Here is a 25,113-nt window from a genome sequence, read left to right on the forward strand (position 1 = left end):
CGACCTAAAGTGAAGGAGGAGCACATGATGAATTTCGCTGTACTGGTGTTTCCTGGTTCCAATTGTGATATCGACTGCTACAAAGCGGTAGAAGAAACGATCGGCCAGCCTGTTAGCTACGTTTGGCATACCGAAACGGATTTATCTCAATATGACTGCATTATCGTTCCAGGAGGCTTCTCCTACGGGGATTACTTGCGCTGCGGCGCTATTGCACGCTTTGCTCCTGTCATGAGCGCATTGGTTCAAGCGGCAGAGCAAGGTAAATATATTATCGGCATTTGCAACGGGTTCCAGATTCTGCTCGAGTCCGGCTTGCTGCCGGGAGCAATGCTTCGCAACGAATCTCTGAAATTCCGCTGCCATGCGGCTATGCTGCAGGTGGAGAACACATCGACTCCATTTACCTGGGAGTACAAACAAGGCGAACTCATCAACATTCCCATCGCGCACGGCGAAGGCAACTACTATTGTGACGATGCGACATTGGCCGAGCTTAAAGCGAACAATCAAATCGTGTTCCGTTACGAAGCGGGTACGAACCCTAACGGCTCCGTGGACGATATCGCGGGCATTTGCAACAAAAACGGCAACGTTCTCGGCATGATGCCGCATCCGGAGCGCGCGGTGCATGAGCTTCTCGGTTCAGCTGACGGTAAACGGATGTTCACATCGATCTTGAGCACTTGGAGGGAAAAACATGGCGCAGCAACTATCGGCTAAGGAGCCAACTGCACAACAAATCGCAGAGCAAAAAATTTACAAGCAGATGGGCGTTACCGATGCCGAATACGATAAAATCTGCGGGTTCTTGGGTCGTCAACCGAACTACGTAGAAATCGGCGTATTTAGCGTTATGTGGTCCGAGCACTGCTCTTATAAAAATTCCAAGCCGGTGCTTCGCAAGTTCCCTGTTACCGGTCCTCGCGTTTTGATGGGTCCAGGGGAAGGCGCTGGTATCGTAGACATCGGCGATAAGCAAGCCGTCGTATTCAAAATTGAAAGCCATAACCACCCGTCCGCTATCGAGCCTTACCAAGGCGCTGCGACAGGCGTAGGCGGCATCATTCGCGACATCTTCTCCATGGGCGCACGCCCGGTAGCTCTGCTGAACAGCTTGCGTTTTGGCCGACTCGAGAATGAGCGCGTGAAATACTTGTTCGAGCATGTCGTTTCCGGTATTGCCGGCTACGGGAACTGTATCGGTATTCCTACCGTCGGCGGTGAAGTTATGTTCGACGAAAGCTATGAAGGTAACCCGCTGGTCAACGCTATGTGCGTAGGGATTATCGATCACGACAAGATTCAAAAAGGTGTAGCTAAAGGCGTAGGCAACCCTGTATTCTATGTGGGTCCTGCAACAGGCCGCGATGGAATTCACGGTGCGACGTTCGCATCGGAAGAGCTGACAGCCGAATCCGAAGCTAAGCGCCCTGCGGTACAGGTTGGCGATCCGTTCATGGAGAAGCTCGTTCTCGAAGCTTGTCTTGATCTGATCAACTCCGGTATTGTCCTGGGTATTCAAGATATGGGCGCTGCAGGCTTGACCTGCTCCAGTGCGGAGATGGCAAGTAAAGCAGGCAACGGGATGGAGCTGTATTTGGACGAAGTGCCTCAACGTGAGGAAGGCATGACTCCTTATGAAATGATGCTCTCCGAATCGCAAGAGCGTATGCTGTTCGTTGTAGAGCCTAAGCATGAGGCGCAAGCCAAAGCGATCTTCGAGCGTTGGGGCCTTCACTGCGCGAAAGTCGGTAAAGTATCTGACGACGGCCGCCTGAAGCTGTTCCATAAAGGCGAGCTGGTCGGCGATATGCCGGTAACGGCGCTGGTTGACGAGTGCCCGGTATATAACAAGCCATCTCAAGTGCCTGCTTATTATATCGAAAATGGTTCCATCGACACGAACCGTTACGCGGAAGTGACCGATTTGAACGACGCCTTGTCCAAGGTGCTTGCTTCTCCAACCGTTGCAAGCAAAGAATGGGTTTACAACCAATACGATTACATGGTGCGTACCAGCACAGCGGTTCGTCCGGGCTCCGACGCTGCGGTCGTAACGATCCAAGGCTCCCGCAAAGCCTTGTCGATGTCCACGGACTGCAACAGCCGTTATGTATACCTCGATCCGGAAGTGGGCGGAATGATCGCGGTTGCTGAAGGTGCGCGCAATAACGTTTGCTCTGGCGCCGAGCCGCTGGCGATTACGGACAACCTGAACTTCGGAAGCCCTGAGAAGCCGGAAATTTTCTGGCAGCTTGAAAAAGCGGCTGACGGTATGGCAGAGGCTTGCCGCAAGCTGGAAACGCCGGTTATCGGCGGTAACGTAAGCTTATATAACGAAAACGCAAAAGGCGCGATCTACCCGACGCCGGTTGTCGGCATGGTCGGTCTTGTTCACGATACAGATCACATTACAACCCAAGCCTTCAAAAAAGAAGGCGACATCATCCTCCTGCTCGGCGAAACGAAAGGCGAAATCGGCGGCAGTGAGTTCCAATATGTCATTCACGGCGTAACGGAAGGACGTCCTCCGCAGCTGGATCTGGATGTTGAGAAAAAGCTGTTGAACACCGTATTGGGCGCTATTCAAAAAGGTCTTGTCGCTTCTGCACACGACTTGTCCGAAGGCGGTCTGGCGGTAGCCTTGGCGGAGAGCTGCATCAGCGGACGTCTGGGCGCGAAGGTGAATTTCTCCACGGAATTGCGCAACGATATCGCGTTGTTCAGCGAGAGCCAATCCCGTATCCTGCTAAGCGCATCGCCTGAGAAGGCCGAAGCCTTGAAGCAATGGATTGCCGAGCAAGGCGTTTCTTACCAAGAGCTGGGCAAAGTTCAAGGCCAAGAGCTGCAAATCGAAGTCAATGCTAAACAAGTCATCCAATCACCTGTTGCACAACTAGAAAAGGTTTGGAAGGATGCGATTCCATGTCTGATGAAATAAAGCAGCAGCTATGGACAGGGCGTTTCTATAATGATGGAATCAACAGCCATGACGGGCTGTTCGACAAGCTTCGCGAGGAATGCGGCGTATTCGGAGTGTTCGGTCACTCCGAAGCCGCTAACCTTTCCTACTACGGTCTGCACGCGCTGCAGCACCGCGGTCAGGAAAGCGCAGGGATTTGCGTGGCTAACGGAACCGACTTTCACTACCATCGCGGGATGGGTCTGGTGAAGGAAGTATTTAATAATGACAATCTCGGCACCATGGTCGGTTCTTCGGCTATCGGTCACGTGCGTTATTCCACGGCAGGGGAAAGCAAGCTGGCGAACGCACAGCCGCTCGTGTTCAGGTACCGTGGAGGCGATCTTGCTATCGCCACCAATGGAAACCTGCACAATGCCGGGGATATTAAAAAAGAGCTTGAAGCCTCGGGCTCCATCTTCCAAACGACAAGCGATACGGAAGTGGTCGCTCACCTGATCGCCCGTTCCAAGCATGATGACATTGTGCTGGCCGTGAAAGAAGCGCTCCTTCGAGTCGAAGGAGCTTACGCTTTCTTGTTCCAGACAAAGGATAAAATCATCGCGGCACGCGATCCGCATGGTTTGCGTCCTTTCGTGATGGGTCGCCTCGGCACCGCTTATTTGTTCGCATCGGAAACCTGTGCCTTCGACGCGGTGGGCGGCACGTATTACCGTGACGTAGAGCCGGGAGAGCTTCTGGTTCTCGATGGCAAAAGCGGACTGGTCGAGGACCGCTTTGCACCGATCAAGCAGCGCGCTATCTGCGCGATGGAATACATCTACTTCGCGCGTCCGGACAGCGATATCGACGCGATCAATATCCACTCCGCGCGCAAGCGGATGGGCCGCCAGCTGGCGCTGGAATCGTTCGTGGACGCCGATGTCGTCACCGGCGTGCCGGATTCCAGCATCTCGGCGGCGATCGGCTATGCCGAGCAGACCGGTATCCCGTATGAGCTCGGGCTCATCAAGAACCGGTATACCGGCCGGACGTTCATCCAGCCGAGCCAGGAGCTGCGCGAGCAGGGCGTGAAGATGAAGCTGAGCGCGGTGCGCAGCATCGTAGCCGGCAAGCGCGTCGTCATGATTGACGACTCGATCGTGCGCGGCACGACTTCCTTGCGCATCGTGAACCTGCTTCGCGAAGCAGGCGCCACGGAAGTGCATGTGCGCATCAGCTCGCCGCCGTTCAAGAATCCTTGCTTCTACGGCATCGACACGCCGGACCGCAAGGAACTGATTGCCGCTCAGAAGTCGATCGAGGAGATCCGCAAGGCGATTAACGCGGATTCGCTTCACTTCCTGAGCAAGGAAGGGCTGCTAGCCTCTATCGGCCGCCCGAATGTCGAGCTGAACCGCGGCCATTGCACCGCCTGTTTTGATAATAGCTACCCGACCCGCGTTACCGAGGAATCTTCCATCGGCTGCGGCTGTGATTAAACCGACGATGGAGATTTATCGTCGGATAAGGCGAGCTTGCGATGCCTAGGGTTTTGGGGTTTTGGGTTTAAGATTTTAGGGGGTTAAGGTTTAAGGGTTTAAGGTTTATGGTTTTAAAGGTTTAGGTTTGATGATTTTAAAGGTCTAAGGTTAGGCGGAGGAGATCATAACGACTCCGCCATTCAATAAATAAACGCAGCCGAGTTGGGGATGCGTTGGAAGCGAGCGCGGCGAAGCCGCCGAGGCGAAGGTCCATGGCCTGCCGGAGAAGCGCTTTTGAATGAGTGTCCATTGGTTTCGGTGATCCGACAGCGAAAGAGAGCGGAATCGTTCCGCAGAAGCGAAGCGTTCCCCTTTGTCCCCGAATTTCAACCGTTAAATGCGGTATCTGATCAAGAAATTCGGGGACAACAGGGATCGGAGGAATGATCCGCTTTCGTAAGCTGATGGCATCACCAGCCTTCACACACTCATTCAATAGCGCCGCAGGCTCCCCCTGGACCTGAGCCGAGGCATAGCGGCTGAGCCACCATTTTCTTCCACCCATCCTCCAATCTCGGCCCACAAGGAGTGTAACCAAGTGTCGGATGCATATAAAAAGGCCGGAGTCGATATCGCGGCAGGCAACGAAGCGGTTGAACGAATGAAAAAACACGTGAAAACGACATTCCGTCCGGAGGTAATGACGGATTTGGGCGGATTTGGCGCGCTGTTCGGCTTAAACAAAGACAAGTACGAAGAACCGGTGCTAGTGTCCGGCACAGACGGCGTCGGCACCAAGCTGAAAATTGCTTTTGCCATGGATAAGCATGATACGATCGGAATCGATGCCGTAGCGATGTGCGTGAACGATATCGTGGTTCAAGGCGCGGAGCCGCTCTTTTTCCTGGATTATTTGGCGTGCGACAAGGTCGTTCCCGAGAAAATCGAAGCGATCATCAAAGGCATCAGCGACGGCTGCGTACAGTCCGGCTGCGCCCTGATCGGCGGCGAAACGGCAGAAATGCCGGGGATGTACTCCGAAGGCGAGTACGACATCGCAGGCTTTACTGTAGGCATCGTGGACAAGAAGAAAATCATTGACGGCTCCACAATCCGTCCAGGGGACGTAGTATTGGGCTTGGCCTCCAGCGGCGTGCACAGCAACGGATTTTCTTTAGTCCGCAAGCTGTTGCTCGAAGAAAAAGGCTACAGCCTGCATGATCATATCGACGCGCTTGGCGGCAAGCTGGGCGATGTTGTATTGGAGCCAACGAAAATTTATGTGAAATCCGTTTTGGCAGCGCTGAAGAAAGTGCAGCTTAAAGGCCTGGCTCACATTACAGGCGGCGGCTTTATCGAGAACATTCCGCGCATGCTTCCGGCGGATGTGAATGTCGAGATCGATTACGGCTCCTGGCCGATTTTGCCGATTTTCCAATTGATGCAGAAGGACGGCAATATTAGCAACAACGATATGTTCCGTACGTTCAATATGGGCATCGGTATGGTCATTGTCGTATCCGAAGAGCAAGCGGCGGAAGCGGCTGCTATCTTCGAACAGCACGGAGAACAAGTATATACGCTCGGCAGAGTGACCGCAGGGGAACGCGTCGTAACGTTTACCGGAGCGGAAGTATGATGGAACCCAAACGCATAGCCGTATTCGCGTCCGGAAGCGGGTCGAATTTTCAGGCTATCGCGGATGCGGTTCGTGCAGGCAGGCTCGATGTTCGCATCGAGCTATTGGTCTGCGACCGGCCTCAGGCCAAGGTCGTGGAGCGTGCACAGGAGGCCGGAGTGCCGGTACATACGTTCCGGCCGAAGGAATACCCGTCTCGCGAAGCCTATGAGCAGGAAATTTTGGAGCTTCTCCAGAATAAACAGGTAGATCTAGTCGTACTGGCTGGATATATGCGCATTTTGACTCCTGTGCTGGTTAACGCCTATTGGGGGCGGATGATTAATATTCACCCGTCGCTCTTGCCGTCCTTTCCGGGACTTCATGCCGTTCGGCAGGCGCTTGAGCACGGAGTGAAGGTGACCGGTATTACGGTGCATATTGTGGACGGCGGTCTGGACAGCGGACCTATACTAGCCCAACGCGCGTTGGAGATTTTGCCGGAGGATACGGAGGAGTCGCTCAGCGAGCGCATTCATCCGATGGAGCATGAGCTGCTTCCGGAGGTTATCCGGCAAATTGCATCAGGACAAATCGATTTAGAACGGATCACGAACCTTAAACTGAAGGATGGGATAAAATCATGAGCCAGACGACAAGCGGGACGAACGTACTGGAATTGCGATACGGAATGAATCCGCATCAAAAACAAGCCAAGCTGTACAGCCAGGGAGAGCTTCCGATCAAAGTGTTGAACGGGGACCCCGGATTTATTAATCTGCTGGATGCGCTGAACGGCTTCCAGCTTGCACGCGAGTTGCGCCAGGCTACCGGTTTGCCAGCAGCCGCTTCGTTCAAACACGTGAGCCCCGCAGGTGCGGCGGTTGCTGCTCCATTGACAGATGATTTGAAAAAAGCATACTTCGTAGAAGGCCTGGAGCTTTCCCCGTTGGCAACAGCTTATGCGCGCGCACGCGGTGCGGACCGCATGTCCTCCTTCGGCGATGCGGCTGCGCTCAGTGATATCGTAGACGCATCCACTGCATTACTGCTGAAGCGTGAAGTGTCTGACCTGGTCGTAGCTCCAGGTTACACGGACGAAGCTCTTGAAATCCTCAAAGCGAAGAAAAACGGCGGCTATTTGATTCTTCAAATCGACCCTGACTATGTACCCGATCCGGTGGAGACTCGTACTTTGTTCGGTTTGACGATGCAGCAAGAGCGTAATAACGGCGTAATCGACGCGTCCGCATTGGACAAAATCGTAACGGAGAACAAGGACCTTCCGGACAACGCCAAAAGAGATCTTCTGATTGCTCTGGTGACCTTGAAATATACGCAGTCCAACTCGATCTGCTATACTTTGGACGGACAAACGATCGGAATCGGCGCAGGCCAGCAATCCCGTATTCACTGTACCCGTCTTGCCGGAGACAAGGCAGACCGCTGGTTCCTGCGTCAGCATCCGCAAGCCTTGAACATGAAATTCCGCCAAGGCCTTTCCCGTGCGGAACAAAACAACGCTATCGACCTATGGCTCGAAGAAGAGCTGACTCCTGTGGAGCAGGCCGCATGGGAGGCTTGCTTCGATGAAGTACCGGCCCGCTTGTCCCGTGAAGAGAAGCGCGAATGGCTGAGCAAGCTGCAAGGCGTATCCTACGGCTCCGACGCTTTCCTGCCTTTCCGCGACAACCTGGACCGTGCCAGCCGCAGCGGTGTGAAATACGTAGTTCAAGCAGGCAGCTCCATGCGTGATGAAGAAGTCGTAAAAGCCGCGAATGACTACGGCATGGTTATGTGCTATTCCGGCGTACGCTTGTTCCATCACTAATCAACCATCGGGGAGGAGAATCCATCGTGACAACGACTAGAGCCGCACAAGCGGATCAATATATCAATGCATTAAGCAGCAACGCTTACCCGGGACGCGGTATCGTGATCGGCGCAACGCCGGACGGTACTCGCCTGGTTCAGGTGTACTGGATTATGGGACGCAGCGAGAACAGCCGCAATCGTGTCTTTATCCAAGAGGATAACGGATTTGTTCGTACGGAAGCTAAAGATCCGGCTAAATTGACCGATCCTTCTCTCATCATTTACTATCCGGTAAGACATGTGAACGGAGCCCATATCGTGACGAACGGCGACCAAACGGATACGATCTATGAAGCGCTGCAAGCCGGCGGTTCTTTCGAATCTGCTTTGGCAACCCGTACGTACGAGCCGGACGCTCCTAACTTCACGCCTCGTATCAGCGGTCTCGTTGACCGGAACGACGGACAATTCTCCTACAAGCTGTCCATTTTGAAATCGAACAGCAATGTGGAGGATCAAACCCTCCGCCATACTTACACGTATGAAAAAGCGATTCCTGGCTACGGCCACTGCATTCATACCTATCAAGGAGACGGCAATCCTTTGCCATCCTTCCAAGGAGAGCCTCAGCTGGTTCCTTTGACGAATGACATTCGTGAGATCGCCGATCTGTATTGGAAGGCGCTGAACGAGGAGAACAAGATCTCCTTGCTTGTCAAAACCATTGATATTGCAAGCGGCGGCACCGAGCTGCTCGTATTGAACAAAGAGTAGAGGGGAGCAGAAACCGTGCGCGTATTAGTCGTTGGCGGCGGAGGCCGTGAGCATGCGATTTGCTGGGCGTTGAAAAAAAGCCCTAAGGTACAGGAGCTCTATTGCGCTCCGGGCAACGGAGGCATTGCCGGTGTTGCGGAGTGCGTTCCTATTCAGGTGAACCAATTCGAGGAAATCGGCGAATTCGCTATCGATAATGCGATTGATCTTGTCGTCATTGGACCGGATGATCCGTTGTCCGAGGGCATTGTCGATCATCTGGAAGCGAAGAACATTCCGGTATTCGGTCCGCGCCAAAATGCGGCGATTCTGGAATCGAGCAAAGTATTTTCCAAGGATTTATTTAAAAAATATAACATTCCGACGGCGGCATACGAATCGTTCGACGATTATGAAGCAGCGCTGGCTTACCTGCACAAGCAGACGATCCCTACGGTCATTAAAGCGGACGGCCTGGCTGCAGGGAAAGGCGTTATCGTTGCGCAATCGATGGAGGAGGCGGAAAAAGCGCTTCACGACATCATGGTCGCCAAAATCTTCGGCGATTCCGGTAATCGCGTGGTTATCGAGGAATTTTTGACTGGACAGGAAATGTCCATCCTCTCCTTCGTAGACGGTCATGTCGTACGCCCGATGGTGCCCGCGCAGGACCATAAAGCCGTATTCGATAACGACAAAGGGCCGAACACGGGAGGCATGGGCACATATACGCCGCTGCCGCATATTCCTCAATCGGTTATCGACGAAGCAATCGAAACGATCATCAAGCCGACGGCCGCTGCTATGGTAAGCGAAGGACGTCCGTTCCGCGGCGTGCTGTTTGCCGGTCTTATGATCACTCCGCAAGGACCTAAGACGATCGAGTTCAATGCGCGCTTCGGTGATCCGGAGACGCAAGTCGTGCTGCCACGCCTAAAAACGGATCTGCTGGATATTTTCCTTGCTGCCGTCAATGGCCATTTGGAGCAGATGGATATCCAATGGTCCGATGAAGCGGCTGTATGCGTCATTCTCGCCTCCGAGGGCTATCCGGGATCTTATCCTAAAGGACTGCCTATTGAGGGCTTGAACGACGTTCAAGACTCCATTGTATTTCATGCCGGAACGGCATTAAAGGATGGCGAAATCGTAACCAACGGCGGACGTGTTATCGGGGTTACGGCGCTTGGCAAGGATATCGCAGAGGCTCGTGCAAAGGCTTATGCCGATGCGGACCGCATCCGGTTCCAAGGCAAGCATTACCGTACCGACATTGCCAAAAAAGCGCTTGTATAGCGCATGCCAACAATGCCTAGGGGATTTCCCTTAGGCATTGTTTTTTACAGCCTCAGCCCCACTTTGTGGGGCTATTTTCCCCCGATAGTCCTGCAAACTTTTCATTGCCATCCATCTGCGCCAAGAGTATAATTTTACCAATTATTTCTTGTGGCTGAGGAGGAAGCAATATTGACAATCATAACGCGAACCAAGGATTACGAAACGATTGCTTTGCTGAATGAACAGGTTCATCAAGTCCATGCCGAGCTCTGCCCGGAGCATTTCAAGCCTTATCACTATGAAGCGGTCCGCGACTTTTTTCATAGTATCATAGAGAAGCCCCAATTTGTTTTCCTGCTTCTGGAGCATGATGGAAAGCCGCTCGGATACGCCTGGATAGAAGTGAAGCAGTATTCAGCAAACGCGTTTAGGAAGGCTTACCGTTCCGTATTCATTCACCAACTCAGCATCTCCAGCGGTCATAGAAATAACGGCTATGGTACTTCTATGATGGATTACATCGGACAATTCGCGAGAGAGAACGGAATTCATAAGATCGAGCTGGACTATTGGGCCAGTAACGAGCATGCGGCTAAGTTTTATGAGAAGAATGGTTTCCAGGTCTACCGGCAATTTGTTTTTAAAGATATCGCTCCCGGCTAGCAGCTCAGGTTGCAAGGTTTATTTTCTGCCGCTTCCCTTGATCACGATTCTGTCCCAATTTTTATAGACGAAGTACACGGCGACGACAATTCCGATAAGAAGTACGGCAGACAGCGCGTAATGGTGGAAGAAATAAGCAAAGGCTTTCATGGCACATCCTCCCGTCTTTTTCTTCTTAAGGTCCCCCAATCAGCCTGGAAGATTCCCGTTAAAAAAAGTTCACGGGTCATTCATCATCTTTTACCCTAAAAACTGTTATACTAAAAGGATGGACAGGATTTTAGGAAGCGGGAGTGAACGTCATGGTCGTTATTAAAACGAAAGAAGAAATACAATTCATGCATGAAGCGGGTAAAATTCTTGCAGCATGTCATAAGGAGATTGCCAAGATGATCCGCCCCGGCGTTTCGGGAATGGATATAGACCGTTTTGTAGAAAAGTTTTTGGCCGAGCATGGGGCTACCCCGGAGCAAAAAGGATACAGCGGATACCCGTATGCCACCTGCGCATCGGTCAACGATATTATTTGCCACGGGTTTCCTAACGAAAATCCGTTTCAGGACGGCGATATTGTCACCATTGATATGGTGGTGAATCTGAACGGCTGGCTGGCCGACTCCGCGTGGTCCTATCGGGTCGGCAATGTGTCGCCGGAGGCGGATAAGCTGCTTAAGGTGACGGAGGCCGCGCTGTACAAAGGCATTGAGCAGGCCATCGACGGAAATCGGATCGGGGATATTTCCCACGCGATTCAGGTATATGCCGAATCCGAGGGACTATCGGTCGTACGTCAATTCGTCGGTCATGCGATCGGCCAAAAGATGCACGAAGAGCCTCAGGTACCCCATTACGGACCGGCAGGGAAAGGGCCCCGCTTGAAGGAAGGCATGGTCATCACCATCGAGCCTATGCTGAACATCGGTGATTATAGAGCGAAAATCGACGCAGACGGATGGACGGCCCGAACGGTGGACGGAAGCTTGTCCGCTCAATACGAGCATACCATTGCGATCACGGCGGAGGGACCCGTTATTCTCACCCAGCAATAATCAACGAATGGAAAAACAAACAGCTCCAAAGTCGCTGCAGGGCGGCCTTGGAGCTGTTTTTGGTTATCCAGTTGATTTATTTTGTTACCGGAACGGCATTCAAGTATTCTTCCAGTGTAATGCCCTTGGAAGCTATTTCTTTCGCAGCTTGCGTCCCAACGTAGCGAATATGCCAAGGCTCGTATTGATAGCCTGTGATAGATTCCTTGCCTTTCAAATAACGGATGATGAAGCCGTATTCCGCTGAATGTTTGGCAAGCCATTCCGCTTCCTTCGTACCTCCGAAGCAATCCTGTGCGGCACATTTGCCGTCGCTTCCAGATACATCGATTGCAAGGCCTGTCTCATGCTCGCTGTGTCCGGGGACGGCGCTGTAGGTTTTGGCTTTTTCTTCACCGTCGGTTTTTACATAGTTGTTAAATACCGTTTTTTGCGTAGCGTAGGATCGGTAGGCGGACACACCAGCCAGATTAATGCCGTCTTTTTTGGCTCCGGCAAACAGCTTCTCTAACGCAGCGGCGGCTTCCTTGCGCATTTTGCGCTTTTCGATTTTTTCCTTGAACGTGAACGGCACATCAGGGTAGACAAGATCGGACGGCTCGTACTTCTCCGGCAGGGCGAACTGCTTGTTTACCAGGACCATCGTGCTGTTAGGCTCGGCAACTACTTGATTGGCTCCGCTTTTGCCCGAATCCGGCGTTTTGGCGGTACTGTTCCCCGCAGGTGTTGTGGACGGAGTTGGAGAAGCCGTTGCCGTTGATTGTCCCGGGGCAGGGCTTGGGGTTCCCGTGGCAGCGTTATCTGCAGGCTTCACGGGCGGATGGCTGTTAGACCCCTCACAGCCTGTGAATAGAGCGAGGGAAGAGGCCAAAAGTAGTACGGTAAGCGTTGATTTGTTCATAACTTCCAAATTTCCTCCATTAGTGGGTTTAACTAAGGGCGCTTCTATGAAAGAACGTCGATAGATGTATTTATCATCATACTATAGACTGGTGATTTCAATCAAAAGTTACATTCCGCGGGCAAAAAAAGGGCCGGGCTATTGACTTGCTCTATGATTTGCTTAAAGCTATTAGTACGGACAAGGACTAGAAGGGAGATACCAACATGACGATCCACTATGGCGTCCTGAAATGCAAGGTGATCGGCCGAAGGCAGGGTACGCGGGAAAATCCGCATTACCAGCTGCATGCCGAAGCGGGAGGAACCCATTACCGGATTGCGATCAACGTGAAGTCGCAGCTGTCTCCCTCAGAGCTTCTCTATTACACGGACGAGCATTTTGAGCATGAGGTGACAAGCGACCTTCCGGGGCTTCCATATGGCTTCAACCGGCTGGACAGCAAACCTGGAGGGATGGCTCTCGATTACATTCGAGGCAATCTGTTTGACCGGCGCAGGATGGTTCCTCTGCCGTTCGAGGTACCCGGACACGATAATGATTTGAACGGCAAGCTGGATATGTATATGAAGCAAGCGATGGATTGCAGTGATGCGGTGCTCTATGCTTACGGCGATGTGTGGGGACCGGAGATGAAGCAGGCTGACAGCGTATTCGGATTTTTTCCCGGCAACGGCTTGCACGATATCCATATGAACCAGGGGAATCCGGGACTTCGCATGAAGGATAACGGGGTTTATCAGGATGGAGGGCTGTTGCTCCACTTTCCTTCCAATAACCGCTGGATAGCGATATTTTTGGCCTTTCAATCCCAATCCTGGCATACGGATGATGTGACGGGCAATCCAATAGATTTAAGACACCACCGAGCCGATCCCGCTCAAGAAAAAGGGCTGCCGCATACCGAGCATGCGATCTTTATCGTCGGGGCTTTGGTCAAGCCGTCCGTGCCGACGGGGTTCGAGTCGGTCACTTTGTTGAATGTAACGGACCGTGCCTTGGATCTTGCGGGGTGGTCCTTGGCCAATAAATTCAAGAAGAAATACCCGCTTGCAGGAAGCATTGAGCCAGGGCAGTTTCTGACTGTACCGATCACTCTGCCCGGATATTCCGATTTCCTCCGGCAGCGGGGTGATATCATTACTCTGCTGGATGCCAGAGGACTGAAGGTTCATGGGGTGTCCTATACACGAAGCCAGGTACGCAGCGGGTGGACGCTTCGATTCTAATCGGGCTGTGAAATAATAATCGGAATGGAAACTATTGTGAGGCTTACGGCGTCTAAATCCATGAGGTGAGGACTGCGATGAAAAAATGGGCTATTTTTATCTGTATCATGATGCTTGCAGCATGCTCTGGCCCTGACAAGGGCGGTAAGGCTCCGGAGCCCTCTTCAGTCAAGATTGAGCTTACCAACCCGCATCAACTGGATCAATGGAAGCTGGCCTTAATCCCGACTCGCTCTCCGGAAACGTCTTGGGAGTACGCTATTGATGTGCAGTATACGGGGGACACACCGACGAATAATGTCGTTATTGTGTACAGAGTGGATACGAAGGAGAAGATGTCGGGCAGTACGATCAGACCCGATGCCAAGATGGTAGTCTCAAAGTTTGATCCTAATGAAAGGATTAAGATACAGGATCTGAGTCTTCCGCTGAATACTCCTATCCAAGTAGGAGTAACCTGGTTGAATGTCAACACGATTATGAACGGATACGGCACTTTTACGATAACGGAAATCAAGGACGGCCAGAACTAAATCAAACGATACTAAACACAACTCTCCCTGCGATAAGAGCGGGGAGAGTTGTTTGCTTTTCGCCAGTGATTAGCGCGCGGCGATGCTTATTGCTGATACACGTTCATGGGCTGCTGATAAGGGACTTCCTGGTAAATGCCGCCGATGGTTTGCATCGTTTGCTGAGGGGCCATAATGACCGGATACCAGCCGCGGGAGGCCATGAAGCTCCAAACCTCAAAGGCTTGATGGGAGCACATCCGGAAGGCGTCTTCGAGAAACGCCCGCAGCTGAGGTGTCGAGCATTCGAAGGCGGCCCAAGCATAGTCTCTTCCTGAGCGCTTCAACGTAAGCAGGTAGGAGGTAGCGATGGCTCGATCATCGAGCTGCTGCAGCTTCACCTGCGGTGTAACCGGATTAACCATCATGTGAGGAGCGGGAGCACCCATTTGCATATGGAGCGGTGGGACATTCAGCTGGTCCCTGGACCCGGACGCTTGACTGGCGAACTCGACCTTCATGTTATAGTCCTGAATGTGGGCGGAATAATGTCTTGCGATCATATCTCTCAATTGAGGATCGCGTGCTTGATTTAGGAACAATGCCATACTGTTGATGGAATTGGTGCAGCTGAGCAGCAATTCGTTAAGCTCATAGGCTTCGTGTGCGCCTAATTGCATCGGTCGGGTCAACCCTCTCTGTGCATATTTTTGGAATACCCGTATATTCTTTCACTTCAACCCATTACTATGCATGAAATGCAAAAAATCATTTCCTCATAGGACAATTGGCGGCAGGGGACCCTTCCATCCTGATTCCGACATTTTAACGAAAAATTACGCTAAGGGGGCCTTCGTGTTGGACAATCTTTACCGATATTGCTCCATTAGTTTACCCAGCATTTCCCTCATAACATGGATCAGCTCGTCTGGCGCTTTTACCTTTGCATCCATACCCAATCCAATAAAAAATTGGCCGAAAAATGGAAGGCTGCTTGTGGGGATTTGATCGTCCAGCCATCCTGTGCCGTCTTCTCTAACATGAATTTGCAATTTGTGCGCCGGCCACATTTCGGATTGGCATCTCTGCACCCCTGTTGCCGTAAGCTCAACATAAAGCTCCATTGCCGGACTTTCCTCTTCCATGTAAGACTCCCAGTTTCCTGTATGCACTTGCGTCAAATCGATCGCTTTCAGTTCGGAAAGTTCAACAGATTTAACCCGGTCACAGCGAAACAAGCGAATTTCTTGGCGGTGAAAGCAATAGGCCGGACAATACCAAAACCCATTGCTGGCATAAATTCCGATCGGCTGGACATCTCTTAACCGCTTATGCTGTTTCGATTCGTACTCCATGCGCACCACTTTTTGATCGATCGCAGCATCCAGCAATAAGCTCAAATAAGGCGTGCTTGCATGTCTCATCGGCGTAACCAGATCAAATCGTTTCCGCATCCGGTCGATACGGTCCCGAATATCTTCCGTCATATAAGAGTAAAACTTCCGCAGCACGGAATCTGTTTCCGCCTCAAAAGGAAGATTCTCGTAGTGCCTCAATGCATGGCTGGAAAAAAATACAGCAAGCGCTTCGTCTTCCGTAAAAGCAACCGGGGGCAGCATTCTCTCGTTAAGCATCTTATATCCCCCATGCTGACCGACCTCCGAATAAAAAGGAACCCCCAGCGCGCTCAACTCCTGCATATCCCGCATAATCGTCCGCGTGGAAACTCCAAATTCATCGGCAAGCTCTTGGGCGTTGAAAGACTTCTTTTTGTTGATGATCATCATAATCTCGATCAGTCGTTTGGACTTTGCCATTATAAACTCCATTTCGTGTATTGCGACAAGTATTGTCACTATTGTGCGATATGATGCTAATCAAGTCCAAAACAACCAAAATTGGACAATTTCATTTAAAAGGAGATGTTGGAATGTCAATGCGCTCAACGTCGTTTATTATGCTGGATGGACAAGCTGCGGAAGCAATTGAGTTTTACCAGGAAGCGTTGAACTCGAAATTACTGTTCAAAACTACGTACGGGGAAGGCAAGGATGCCGATGGTTTACCTGAAGAGGTGAAAACCCGCATTTCCCATGCCGTGCTGCAAACCGGTGAAAATGATTTGATGGTCGCTGATATCTTTCCGGGGCAACCTTATGTAATCGGAGATCAGGTGAATATTTGCATTACAGCGACGCAGCAAAACGAGATTAAAGAAATGTTTACTAAATTGAGTGAAAAAGGGCAAGTGATGTTCCCGCTTCAGGAAACTGAATTCAGTCCGTGCTTCGGAATAGTGAAAGATCGTTTTAACATTACGTTCCAGTTCTTCATGAATGATACAACGAGCAGCTGGAGCTGAAAATAAAAGGCTTTGACCGGGGAGGAATCCCCGGTTCTTTTATAATTGATGGTCCTGTATAATTTTACCGTATAAGCTGCTGCGTGGGAACTACATTTTGTTCTTTCTGCAAAAGCTCGAAGCCAAAAACCGGATTGACGCAATCAGCATCGCAGAGAAAAACGGTTGGCTTTAGCTAAGTGCATTTTGGATAAAGAAGGTGCTGAAGCGGCAGGAAATCAAAGGGAACCGATTTACGAAAAGTGGAGATAGAGTGAGCAGGACGCAGTTATCTGGAGATCGCATGTAAAGTAAGCGTTGCCATCCTGGCCGTTGGTGTAATTTCATCGCACAAGTCTCCCAAGTGTTCTTTACAGTTAAGGGCAACTGGCGTAATATACAATTCATGATTTGAAAAAAAACAATGTTTCCAAATTCTGATCGCTTAATTTCCTTCTATTAGGAAAGCGGGGGAACCAACACAGTGATATCCGTTCGGTGTGAGAGCCGTCCGCATATCGCTTGGGGTGAATCCGAAGGGTGCAAAGCTAGCTTGCGCCTGCCGGTAGGGCGACTCTCACCGCCCGAATCCGACAGCTAACCTCGTCAGCGTGGAACAGACCTCTAACTTCTATGCAGAAGTTCAAAGGGTCTATGGAGAGAGGATGATGAAGCTTGTGATCGCTATTAACGACCACAGGGCTTAAGCCTCTGTGGTCTTCTTGCGTTTTCTATTGAAAAACGATAGGGAATGCTTCCATAAAACTAGATGGATATGATCTTGCAATGTATCGCTGAATCCTTAGTGCTGATTAAGGAACGGGGGAACCAACGAGCTTACCGGCTCATGGGGTGAATCCTGAAATTTTCAGGTAGGGCGACTCTCACGCCCGAATCCGGCAGCTAACCTCGTAAGCGTATCGAGAGAGGCAACGATGATCGTGTGCTTAGGTACAGCTATGGCTGTGCTTCAAGAAGCCGCGTGAAGAGTTCACCTCTTTTCGCAGGCTTCTTTTTTTGTGCCCTGATCCTGCTGCCTTCTCTTGAGAGATTAGGAGGAATGTGAAGATGAACGCCGCTCAAGAATTTATTCTTGTATCGGCGCCCAACAAAACCGGAGAAGGATTTATCCGGCTGCTGCTGTCCAAAGGCATTCCGTTCGCAGCAATTACGAACAGCCGGGCGGAGCAGGAGCGTCTAGAGAGCTTGGGCGTAAAGCATATGATTTGGATCGATACGTCGGAATGCGAGTCGTGGCTATTGCCCGACCTTCCGATCGGTAAAGTCTTTTTATTTGAAAGCTCCTTGAACTTGTGCTGCCGCTTCATTCAAATATGCAGGACCTGGACATCCAAAGAAATTTGCGTGGTGACGCATAATATGAATCCGCGGCTTGTCTATAAAGGTCTGGGAGCTGACCATGTCATTCATACTTCAAGCCATGATGTATCTTTCTTGATGAATTAATGCGGACGGAGGCATTCCTATGCAGGATGTATATATGGTAGTACTGCTGGCAGTAACGTACCTTTTGTTTTACGGCTTTTTGTCTTGGTGCAATCGGGTCGTTGAGGAGACAGGAGGCGAAAGATCATGATGGTTATCGCTGCCATCACCGTGCTTCTCTTCATTTATTTGGCTTATGCCCTAATTCATCCGGAAAAATTCTGAGCATTTCTTTCAGAAAAGCTCAGCAGACGAAGACAGCTTTCTTAGGAGGAAACGACAATGGGAATATTGCAAATCATCGTCGTGATTGTCATTCTAGTCCTGCTGGTCAAACCATTAGGGACCTATTTATATCACGTCTTTTCTAATGAAGGCAATCGTACGGATACCTGGTTTGCTCCTGTGGAGAAGGCAATCTATGCGGTAACAGGCCTGAAGAACCGCCAAGGGATGACCTGGAAGACGTATGCTCTAAGCTTCATCCTGACGAATATCGTCTTTGTGGCGATCGGCTATCTCCTCCTTCGTGTTCAAAACGATTTGCCGCTGAACCCGAATGGTATCGACAATATGGAAGAAACGCTGTCGTTCAATACGGTCATCAGCTTTATGACCAACACGAATCTGCAGCATTACAGCGGGGAGTCGGGGTTATCCTACTTCTCGCAAATGGCTGTCATTACGATGATGATGTTCACCTCGGCGGCGACAGGGCTGTGCGCAGCTATTGCTTTTATACGCGGAATCACGAGCAAGGGAGAGACAATCGGGAACTTTTTTGAAGACTTTGTCAAAGCGCATATCCGTGTATTTTTCCCGCTCGCTATTGGGGTCACGATGGTGCTTGTAGCGCTTCATGTGCCGCAAACTCTGCAGCCGACCTTAACCGTCAACACGCTGGAGGGAGGCCGGCAGCAGATCGCTATCGGGCCTATAGCTTCGCTGGAATCCATCAAGCATCTGGGAACGAACGGAGGCGGCTTTTCCGGAGTCAACTCGGCTCATCCCTTTGAAAATCCGAGCGGTTTGACGAATGTGCTTGAAATTTTGTCAATGTGGTCTTTGGCGGCCGCCCTTCCATACACGTACGGACGGTTTGCACGTAATCGGAAGCAGGGCTGGGTTCTATTCACGGCGATGATGATCTTGTTCCTACTGTTCCTGTCGCTCATCTATACGGCGGAATCGGCGGGGAACCCGCTGATGAACAAGCTGGGAATCGACGCTTCGCAGGGCAGTATGGAGGGGAAAGAGGTCCGCTTCGGTATCGCGCAATCAGCGCTGTTTACAACGGTAACGACGGCGGCGACAACCGGCTCAGTCGATAATATGCACGATACGCTGACGCCGCTCGGCGGAATCACACCGCTCGCTCTGATGATGCTGAACTGCGTATTCGGCGGGAAAGGCGTAGGGCTGGTCAATATGCTGATGTATGCCATTCTTGCAGTATTTCTGGCCGGTTTGATGGTGGGACGTACACCGGAGTTTCTCGGCAAAAAGATCGAGCCGCGTGAAATGAAGCTGATTGCTATAGCGATTCTGGCGCATCCTTTCATTATTCTGATGCCCACGGCTCTTGCGCTGGCAACGGAGTTAGGCAGGGCAGCTATATCAAATCCGGGCTATCACGGGATATCGCAGGTTTTGTATGAGTATACCTCCTCGGCCGCCAATAACGGGTCAGGATTTGAAGGCTTAGGCGATAATACGCCGTTCTGGAATATATCCACCGGTGTCGTCATGCTGTTCGGTCGTTATATATCGATGATTGCTCTCTTGGGAGTGGCGGGTTCCCTTGTACGCAAGCAATGGGTGCCCGAGACCATCGGCACGTTCAGAACGGATAACCGTTTGTTCGTAGGAATTCTGGTAGGTACAGTATTGATTATCGGAGCGCTGACGTTCCTGCCGGTCATCGTGCTGGGGCCTATCGCAGAACATGTAACGATTCGTTAAATAGGAGAGGCGAAACTGTATGAGCAAGATGAATGCAAACCAGCATCGGAAATCGATGCTCAATTCGGCGATCGTCATGAATGCCGTTAAAGAAAGCTTCTTGAAGCTGAATCCGGTTGTGATGATGAAAAATCCCGTCATGTTCGTTGTAGAAGCGGGCACCTTGGTCGTGCTGCTTATGACCGTGTTTCCTGGCTACTTTGGAACGGAGAACAGCGTAGGCTTCAATTTTACCGTATTCGTTATTTTATTATTCACCGTACTGTTTGCAAATTTCGCGGAAGCGCTGGCGGAGGGGAGAGGGAAGGCACAAGCCAACTCTCTCAAAAAGACCAAGCAGGAAATTACGGCGAACAAAATCGTGAATAATGGCTCCGGTATCAAGGTGGTGCCTTCTACCGAGCTGCGCAAGGGGGATCTGGTCGTCGTGTCCCAAGGGGAAATGATTCCGGGTGACGGCGAAGTCATTGAAGGGCTGGCTTCGGTCGACGAATCGGCGATTACAGGGGAATCTGCTCCCGTCATCAAGGAAGCCGGCGGAGATTTCAGCTCCGTTACCGGCGGGACACGCGTCGTAAGCGACAAAATCAAAGTGCGGATTACGAGTGACCCCGGCGAATCGTTCATAGACCGGATGATATCGCTGGTTGAGGGCGCCAAGCGCCAGAAGACGCCCAATGAGCTGGCATTGAATACTTTGCTGACCAGCTTGACACTTATTTTTCTGATCGTTGTCGTGACCTTGGCTCCTATCGCGGGCTATTTGGAGATCCGCCTGGAGATTCCGGTGTTAATCGCATTGCTTGTGTGTCTGATTCCGACAACGATCGGAGGCTTGCTGTCGGCCATAGGGATTGCCGGTATGGACCGGGTTACCCAATTCAATGTGTTGGCTATGTCCGGCAAAGCGGTGGAAGCAGCCGGGGACATCAATACGATGATCCTTGATAAAACAGGAACGATCACCTACGGGAACCGCATGGCAAGCGATATGCTCCCTCTCGGGTCGGAAAGCGTGGGAGACGTAGCCGGATGGGCGGCTGTCAGCTCCGTAAAGGATGAAACCCCCGAAGGCCGCTCCGTACTGGAATGGATGAAGAAGCAGGGCTTAAGCTATGACGAAGCGCTTGGAGAAGGCGGCGAATTCATCGAATTCAAAGCGGAAACACGAATGAGCGGTATCGATCTGGCGGATGGACGCAAGGTTCGCAAGGGAGCAGTCGATGCGGTGAAGCAGTGGGTCATCGCTCAAGGCGGCATCATCCCGGCGGATTTGGAAAGCAAGAGCAACGCTATTGCCTCGGAAGGGGGTACACCTCTGGCGGTGGCGGTAGATCAACGGCTGTACGGGCTGATTTATTTGAAAGATACCGTGAAGCCGGGCATGAAGGAGCGCTTTGAAGAACTGCGCAGGATGGGGATCAAGACCATCATGTGTACCGGGGATAATCCGCTGACGGCGGCGACCATTGCCCGCGAAGCGGGAGTGGATGATTTTATCGCCGAGAGCAAGCCGGAGGATAAAATAGCGGTGATCCGCCGGGAGCAGGCGGAAGGCAAGCTGGTCGCAATGACAGGCGACGGGACGAATGATGCCCCGGCGCTCGCCCAGGCGGACGTGGGCCTCGCAATGAACAGCGGAACGGTCGCGGCCAAGGAAGCGGCCAATATGGTCGATCTGGACTCCGATCCGTCTAAAATCATCGAAGTGGTTGCCATAGGGAAGCAGCTGCTCATGACACGCGGTGCGCTGACCACGTTCAGCATTGCAAATGACGTAGCCAAATATTTCGCTATTATCCCTGCCATGTTCACCTTAGCTATTCCGCAAATGGAGGCTTTGAACATTATGCGGCTCGGTTCCCCGATGTCGGCTATCCTATCGGCGTTGCTATTTAACGCCATCATTATCCCGCTGCTGATCCCGCTTGCGATGAAGGGAGTGGCTTATAAGCCCATGACCGCATCCAGGCTGCTTAGCAGAAACATCGTGGTGTACGGACTAGGCGGGGTCATCGTACCGTTCATTGGGATCAAGCTCATCGATTTGATCGTGAATGTATGGATGTAAAGATAGAGGAAGGGGCTTTGTCCATGGACTTGGCCCCGAATCAGAGAGGAATGAGAAAGTATGAAACCTTCGACTTCGGCTACAGCTTCAGCGGCGCATCCAAGCGCCGGAACGGTTTCCTTCTTTACCGTGCTTCGGATTGCCGTCGTTTTTATTGTTCTGTGCGGGATTGTATATCCTCTGGTATGCACGGGTCTGGCTCAAGTGTTGATGCCGGGCAAAGCCAATGGCAGTCTGGTGAGCAATGCCTCGGGACAGATTGTAGGCTCCGAGCTGATCGGACAAAGCTTTACCGATCCGAAATGGTTCCAGGGACGGGTATCGAGTATCGAATACAAGGCGGAAGCTTCGGGAACAAACAACTATGCCCCGTCCAACCCGGAGCTGATCAAGCGCACTCAAGCTTCCATCGAGGAATGGAAGGCGAACAACCCCGATGTTCCGATCAGCAAGCTGCCTATCGATTTGATTACGAACTCCGCATCCGGTCTCGATCCGCACATCAGCCCGGAATCGGCTCAAGCGCAGGTTCCCCGAATCAGCAAGCTGACGGGCATCCCGCAGGAGCAGCTGAGCAAGCTGGTGGATGCTCATATAGAAGGAAGAGACTTGGGATTGTTCGGTGAGCCAAGAGTGAACGTGCTTAAGCTCAACATCGATTTGGAGGCATTGACCCATAAATGATGCTTCATTGAAGTCCATAGGCTCAGCAGGGAGGCGCCGAGATGGAGACCTTTAGAGGAAAGACGCCCGAGGAAATCTTATTATCCATATCCAGGCTACACCGCGGGCGGCTAAAGGTCTACATCGGCGCGGTCAGCGGCTCGGGAAAGACGTATCACATGCTGCGTGAAGGACATGCGCACAAGCAGCAGGGCATCGATGTCGTTATCTGCGCCGTGTCTACGATGCAAAGACCGGACACGGTGGAGCAGATTGGCGATCTCGAGCGCATTCCCAGCATTCATTGGCTCAAGGACGGCGTGGAGAAGAAGGATTTGAATCTCGAGCAGCTGATCGAACGCAATCCCGAGCTCGTTCTGGTTGACGGCCTGGCTCACCGCAACCGCAAGGACGCCCGGTTTCCCACGCGACTAGAAGATATCAAGTATTTGCTCAGCCACGGCATTAGCGTCATCACAACTATTAATGTTTACGAGCTGGAAGGAGTCACCGACCTGGTAAAGCGAAGGACCGGTATGGAGGTCAGGGAAACCGTCCCTTCCGATACGCTGGAGCTGGCGGATGAGGTCGTCCTGATCGACGTAACGCCCGAAACGATGTTAACCCGTGCCGCCGAAGGCAACTTGAGGTTCCAAGGCGACGCCGATGTCTACCAACGCGGCAATCTCGCTATCCTTCGCGAGCTTTCGCTCCGTCTTGTGGCGGAGGGAGTGAACGAATCACTCGAAAAATATAGGGAGGAAATGGGGCTGCTCGGCCCATCGGGGCAGGGGAACGCATCCTGGTATCGGCGCAATACCATTGGAACGGCTCGATCCATGTCCGTAGAGGCCAGCAGATCGCCAAGCGGCTGAACGGGGATCTTCATGTCGTTACGTTTGTGAGTAATAAGAAGCAGCTGGGCAGAGAGGAGGCCGCCTTCAAGCGGTCTATCATGAAGCTGGTCGAAAAGGTCGGAGGCAGCTTCGAGGAGCTGCCGCTCTGCTCGCGAAGAGCGCTGCCCGGCATGCTGGTGCAGTATGCGGTAGAGCATAATATAACCCGAATCGTGATGGGCCATTCCAAGCAGACGCGCTGGCAGGAGCTTTGGCAAGGCTCTATCGTTCACGATATGCTTCAACAAACGAGAAACATAGACATCTTCATCGTAGCCGACAGAGCGGAGCACGAAGGAGAACGTATTCTTCCCGCCAAGCACAAGAAGCCGGCCGAGGATCCCTACAGGAGGCTTAGCTCGCAGGAGGTTGAGCGAAGAATCGAGCAGATCAGGCGCGGCCGGTTCAAGGTATACGTTGGAGCAGCCCCAGGTGTAGGCAAGACGTATACGATGCTGCGCGAGGGCAACGATCTGCTGCGCAAAGGGGCGGAAGTGCGCATCGGTTTACTGGAGACCCATGGCCGGAAGGAAACGCTGGCGCAGGTCGGGCAGCTGGAGACCATACGGCGCAAGGTGATCGATTACCGCGGCGCCCAGCTGGAGGAAATGGATACGGAGGAGATCCTTCGGCTTAAGCCGGAAATTGTGCTCGTCGACGAGCTGGCCCATACGAATGTCCCCGGCAGCAGGAATAAAAAACGCTACGAGGACGTCATGGAAATATTGGATGCAGGCATCTCTGTCATTTCCACGGTGAACGTGCAGCATCTGGAAAGCCTTAACGATGCCGTTATGCAGATCACGGGGGTCCGGGTCCGTGAAACGGTGCCGGATCACATTCTGTGGCTGGCTGATGAAGTGCAGCTTATTGATGTGGCGCCCGAATCCCTCCGGAGGCGGATGAGGGACGGCCAAATTTATGCCATGGACAAAGTAGATCAAGCACTGGGGAATTTCTTTAAAACAGGGAATTTAATTGCTTTGCGTGAGCTGGCGTTGCGGGAGATTGCCGATGATGTGGACGAACGGCTCGAATCCTGGGAGCGCAAAGGGGCCTTGAGAGGACCATGGCGCAGGCAGGAGGTTATTTTCGTATGCGTCAATACCTCACCGCATGCGGAGAGGCTGATCCGCAGAGGATTTCGCATCGCGCACCGGCTTAAGGCCATATGGATAGTGACTTTTGTACAGCCGAATGACAGACCGGTTACTCCAGAGCTATCGGAAAGGCTTGATGCCATCGGGCAGCTGACGGAAAGACTCGGAGGAAAGTTTCACATTTTATCAGCCACAAGCCGACATCAGATCGTGGATGTGTTGGCTGCTAAAGCCAATGAGGTTAAGACAACACAGATGATTATTGGGCAATCCAGACGAACGCTATGGCAGGAATGGTGGCATCAATCTTTGGTGAAGAGGCTGCTTCGCTCCTCTCGCCATATGGATGTGCTTGTCGTTGCCGACTTTGACCCGAAATTTCAAGTTTAAGCCAGTATCACAGCATATCAGCATGGGAGAGAGAGCA

22 protein-coding genes, 2 pseudogenes and 2 riboswitches are annotated in these 25,113 nt (G+C 51.9%); of the genes and pseudogenes, 19 read left to right on the forward strand and 5 right to left on the reverse strand.

Features of this window, described 5'->3' with window-relative positions:
- The first annotated feature begins 27 nt into the window (after nt 1–27).
- From purQ to purF, 3 genes are read left to right on the forward strand one after another with little or no spacing between them, the layout of a single operon-like run.
- Nucleotides 28–723 (forward strand): phosphoribosylformylglycinamidine synthase subunit PurQ, encoded by a 696-nt coding sequence (gene purQ / locus B1728_RS29535; RefSeq protein WP_079914023.1) that lies wholly within the window; start codon nt 28–30, stop codon nt 721–723.
- Complete coding sequence (purL, locus tag B1728_RS29540; protein ID WP_079914024.1) at nt 701–2,944, forward strand: phosphoribosylformylglycinamidine synthase subunit PurL; 2,244 nt, start codon at nt 701–703, stop codon at nt 2,942–2,944. The genes purQ and purL overlap by 23 nt, the downstream gene beginning before the upstream one ends.
- Nucleotides 2,929–4,407, forward strand: a complete 1,479-nt coding sequence (purF, locus tag B1728_RS29545; RefSeq protein ID WP_079914025.1) for an amidophosphoribosyltransferase — start codon at nt 2,929–2,931, stop codon at nt 4,405–4,407. Before purL ends, purF begins: the two co-directional genes overlap by 16 nt.
- Nucleotides 4,408–4,543: 136 nt before the next feature.
- Here the strand turns inward: purF and B1728_RS29550 are convergent, their stop codons facing one another.
- Complete coding sequence (locus tag B1728_RS29550; RefSeq protein ID WP_079914026.1) at nt 4,544–4,954, reverse strand: hypothetical protein; 411 nt, start codon at nt 4,952–4,954, stop codon at nt 4,544–4,546.
- Between the two features lie 33 nt (nt 4,955–4,987).
- Here B1728_RS29550 and purM point away from each other — a divergent pair, with 33 nt between their 5' ends.
- The 6 genes from purM (at nt 4,988) to B1728_RS29580 (ending at nt 10,516) form a co-directional block, all read left to right on the forward strand.
- Nucleotides 4,988–6,028: a phosphoribosylformylglycinamidine cyclo-ligase gene (gene purM / locus B1728_RS29555; RefSeq protein WP_079914027.1), complete on the forward strand. Its 1,041-nt coding sequence runs from the start codon at nt 4,988–4,990 to the stop codon at nt 6,026–6,028.
- Nucleotides 6,025–6,654 carry a phosphoribosylglycinamide formyltransferase gene (gene purN, locus B1728_RS29560; RefSeq protein WP_079914028.1) on the forward strand — a complete coding sequence of 210 codons (630 nt, stop codon included), beginning with the start codon at nt 6,025–6,027 and terminating at the stop codon, nt 6,652–6,654. Before purM ends, purN begins: the two co-directional genes overlap by 4 nt.
- Complete coding sequence (locus tag B1728_RS29565; RefSeq protein WP_079914029.1) at nt 6,651–7,838, forward strand: phosphoribosylaminoimidazolecarboxamide formyltransferase; 1,188 nt, start codon at nt 6,651–6,653, stop codon at nt 7,836–7,838. Before purN ends, B1728_RS29565 begins: the two co-directional genes overlap by 4 nt.
- Nucleotides 7,839–7,864: 26 nt before the next feature.
- Complete coding sequence (locus B1728_RS29570; RefSeq protein ID WP_079914030.1) at nt 7,865–8,596, forward strand: IMP cyclohydrolase; 732 nt, start codon at nt 7,865–7,867, stop codon at nt 8,594–8,596.
- Between the two features lie 15 nt (nt 8,597–8,611).
- On the forward strand, nt 8,612–9,871 hold the full coding sequence (purD, locus tag B1728_RS29575) for a phosphoribosylamine--glycine ligase (protein WP_079914031.1): 1,260 nt from the start codon (nt 8,612–8,614) through the stop codon (nt 9,869–9,871).
- A 171-nt stretch (nt 9,872–10,042) separates the two neighbouring features.
- Nucleotides 10,043–10,516 (forward strand): GNAT family N-acetyltransferase, encoded by a 474-nt coding sequence (locus B1728_RS29580; RefSeq protein ID WP_179136255.1) that lies wholly within the window; start codon nt 10,043–10,045, stop codon nt 10,514–10,516.
- Between the two features lie 18 nt (nt 10,517–10,534).
- Here the strand turns inward: B1728_RS29580 and B1728_RS37050 are convergent, their stop codons facing one another.
- The gene (locus B1728_RS37050) at nt 10,535–10,666 is read right to left on the reverse strand and encodes a hypothetical protein (RefSeq protein ID WP_256865569.1); all 132 of its coding nucleotides are present in this window, start codon (nt 10,664–10,666) and stop codon (nt 10,535–10,537) included.
- 152 nt (nt 10,667–10,818) lie between these two features.
- Here B1728_RS37050 and map point away from each other — a divergent pair, with 152 nt between their 5' ends.
- On the forward strand, nt 10,819–11,565 hold the full coding sequence (gene map, locus B1728_RS29585) for a type I methionyl aminopeptidase (RefSeq protein ID WP_079914033.1): 747 nt from the start codon (nt 10,819–10,821) through the stop codon (nt 11,563–11,565).
- A gap of 76 nt (nt 11,566–11,641) precedes the next feature.
- Here the strand turns inward: map and B1728_RS29590 are convergent, their stop codons facing one another.
- Nucleotides 11,642–12,466, reverse strand: a complete 825-nt coding sequence (locus B1728_RS29590; RefSeq protein WP_079914034.1) for a M15 family metallopeptidase — start codon at nt 12,464–12,466, stop codon at nt 11,642–11,644.
- Between the two features lie 206 nt (nt 12,467–12,672).
- Here B1728_RS29590 and B1728_RS37055 point away from each other — a divergent pair.
- Together B1728_RS37055 and B1728_RS29600 are read left to right on the forward strand one after the other, a co-directional pair.
- A pseudogene (locus tag B1728_RS37055) lies at nt 12,673–13,299 on the forward strand (DUF2278 family protein); the annotation flags it as partial.
- 473 nt (nt 13,300–13,772) lie between these two features.
- Entirely contained in the window at nt 13,773–14,228 is a 456-nt protein-coding gene (locus B1728_RS29600) for a hypothetical protein (protein ID WP_079914036.1), read from the forward strand.
- 86 nt (nt 14,229–14,314) lie between these two features.
- Here the strand turns inward: B1728_RS29600 and B1728_RS29605 are convergent, their stop codons facing one another.
- A complete protein-coding gene (locus B1728_RS29605) occupies nt 14,315–14,887 on the reverse strand; it encodes a spore coat protein (protein WP_079914037.1) in 573 nt (190 codons plus the stop codon).
- Between the two features lie 189 nt (nt 14,888–15,076).
- Nucleotides 15,077–16,024 carry a helix-turn-helix transcriptional regulator gene (locus B1728_RS29610; RefSeq protein ID WP_079914038.1) on the reverse strand — a complete coding sequence of 316 codons (948 nt, stop codon included), beginning with the start codon at nt 16,022–16,024 and terminating at the stop codon, nt 15,077–15,079.
- A gap of 113 nt (nt 16,025–16,137) precedes the next feature.
- Here B1728_RS29610 and B1728_RS29615 point away from each other — a divergent pair, with 113 nt between their 5' ends.
- From B1728_RS29615 to B1728_RS29645, 7 genes and pseudogenes are all read left to right on the forward strand, one after another.
- A complete protein-coding gene (locus tag B1728_RS29615) occupies nt 16,138–16,569 on the forward strand; it encodes a VOC family protein (RefSeq protein WP_079914039.1) in 432 nt (143 codons plus the stop codon).
- Between the two features lie 411 nt (nt 16,570–16,980).
- A riboswitch (cyclic di-AMP (ydaO/yuaA leader) is annotated at nt 16,981–17,175 on the forward strand.
- A 155-nt stretch (nt 17,176–17,330) separates the two neighbouring features.
- Nucleotides 17,331–17,482, forward strand: a riboswitch (cyclic di-AMP (ydaO/yuaA leader).
- 134 nt (nt 17,483–17,616) lie between these two features.
- Entirely contained in the window at nt 17,617–18,015 is a 399-nt protein-coding gene (locus B1728_RS29620) for a hypothetical protein (protein WP_079914040.1), read from the forward strand.
- A 129-nt stretch (nt 18,016–18,144) separates the two neighbouring features.
- The gene (gene kdpF, locus B1728_RS37395; RefSeq protein ID WP_225948557.1) at nt 18,145–18,219 is read left to right on the forward strand and encodes a K(+)-transporting ATPase subunit F; all 75 of its coding nucleotides are present in this window, start codon (nt 18,145–18,147) and stop codon (nt 18,217–18,219) included.
- A 57-nt stretch (nt 18,220–18,276) separates the two neighbouring features.
- Nucleotides 18,277–19,956 (forward strand): potassium-transporting ATPase subunit KdpA, encoded by a 1,680-nt coding sequence (gene kdpA, locus B1728_RS29630; RefSeq protein WP_079914041.1) that lies wholly within the window; start codon nt 18,277–18,279, stop codon nt 19,954–19,956.
- 19 nt (nt 19,957–19,975) lie between these two features.
- The gene (gene kdpB / locus B1728_RS29635) at nt 19,976–22,027 is read left to right on the forward strand and encodes a potassium-transporting ATPase subunit KdpB (RefSeq protein ID WP_483311000.1); all 2,052 of its coding nucleotides are present in this window, start codon (nt 19,976–19,978) and stop codon (nt 22,025–22,027) included.
- 60 nt (nt 22,028–22,087) lie between these two features.
- Nucleotides 22,088–22,711, forward strand: a complete 624-nt coding sequence (kdpC, locus tag B1728_RS29640; protein WP_079914042.1) for a potassium-transporting ATPase subunit KdpC — start codon at nt 22,088–22,090, stop codon at nt 22,709–22,711.
- A 41-nt stretch (nt 22,712–22,752) separates the two neighbouring features.
- Nucleotides 22,753–25,076: pseudogene (locus B1728_RS29645) on the forward strand (histidine kinase).
- The last annotated feature ends 37 nt before the right edge of the window (nt 25,077–25,113 follow it).

The sequence above is a fragment of the Paenibacillus sp. 32352 genome (assembly GCF_002042965.1).
Taxonomy (GTDB): Bacteria; Bacillota; Bacilli; order Paenibacillales; family NBRC-103111; genus Paenibacillus_S; species Paenibacillus_S vulneris.

Bases quoted from the DNA above. Each gene is read 5' to 3' on its own strand.
- kdpB (WP_483311000.1), top strand. From the start codon at position 19,976: ATGAGCAAGATGAATGCAAACCAGCATCGGAAATCGATGCTCAATTCG.
- B1728_RS29550 (WP_079914026.1), bottom strand. From the start codon at position 4,954: ATGGGTGGAAGAAAATGGTGGCTCAGCCGCTATGCCTCGGCTCAGGTC.
- B1728_RS29605 (WP_079914037.1), bottom strand. From the start codon at position 14,887: ATGCAATTAGGCGCACACGAAGCCTATGAGCTTAACGAATTGCTGCTC.
- B1728_RS29590 (WP_079914034.1), bottom strand. From the start codon at position 12,466: ATGAACAAATCAACGCTTACCGTACTACTTTTGGCCTCTTCCCTCGCT.
- purN (WP_079914028.1), top strand. From the start codon at position 6,025: ATGATGGAACCCAAACGCATAGCCGTATTCGCGTCCGGAAGCGGGTCG.
- purL (WP_079914024.1), top strand. From the start codon at position 701: ATGGCGCAGCAACTATCGGCTAAGGAGCCAACTGCACAACAAATCGCA.
- map (WP_079914033.1), top strand. From the start codon at position 10,819: ATGGTCGTTATTAAAACGAAAGAAGAAATACAATTCATGCATGAAGCG.
- B1728_RS29565 (WP_079914029.1), top strand. From the start codon at position 6,651: ATGAGCCAGACGACAAGCGGGACGAACGTACTGGAATTGCGATACGGA.
- B1728_RS29600 (WP_079914036.1), top strand. From the start codon at position 13,773: ATGAAAAAATGGGCTATTTTTATCTGTATCATGATGCTTGCAGCATGC.
- B1728_RS29610 (WP_079914038.1), bottom strand. From the start codon at position 16,024: ATGGCAAAGTCCAAACGACTGATCGAGATTATGATGATCATCAACAAA.
- purF (WP_079914025.1), top strand. From the start codon at position 2,929: ATGTCTGATGAAATAAAGCAGCAGCTATGGACAGGGCGTTTCTATAAT.
- kdpA (WP_079914041.1), top strand. From the start codon at position 18,277: ATGGGAATATTGCAAATCATCGTCGTGATTGTCATTCTAGTCCTGCTG.
- kdpC (WP_079914042.1), top strand. From the start codon at position 22,088: ATGAAACCTTCGACTTCGGCTACAGCTTCAGCGGCGCATCCAAGCGCC.
- purQ (WP_079914023.1), top strand. From the start codon at position 28: ATGAATTTCGCTGTACTGGTGTTTCCTGGTTCCAATTGTGATATCGAC.
- B1728_RS29615 (WP_079914039.1), top strand. From the start codon at position 16,138: ATGTCAATGCGCTCAACGTCGTTTATTATGCTGGATGGACAAGCTGCG.
- B1728_RS29620 (WP_079914040.1), top strand. From the start codon at position 17,617: ATGAACGCCGCTCAAGAATTTATTCTTGTATCGGCGCCCAACAAAACC.
- B1728_RS37050 (WP_256865569.1), bottom strand. From the start codon at position 10,666: ATGAAAGCCTTTGCTTATTTCTTCCACCATTACGCGCTGTCTGCCGTA.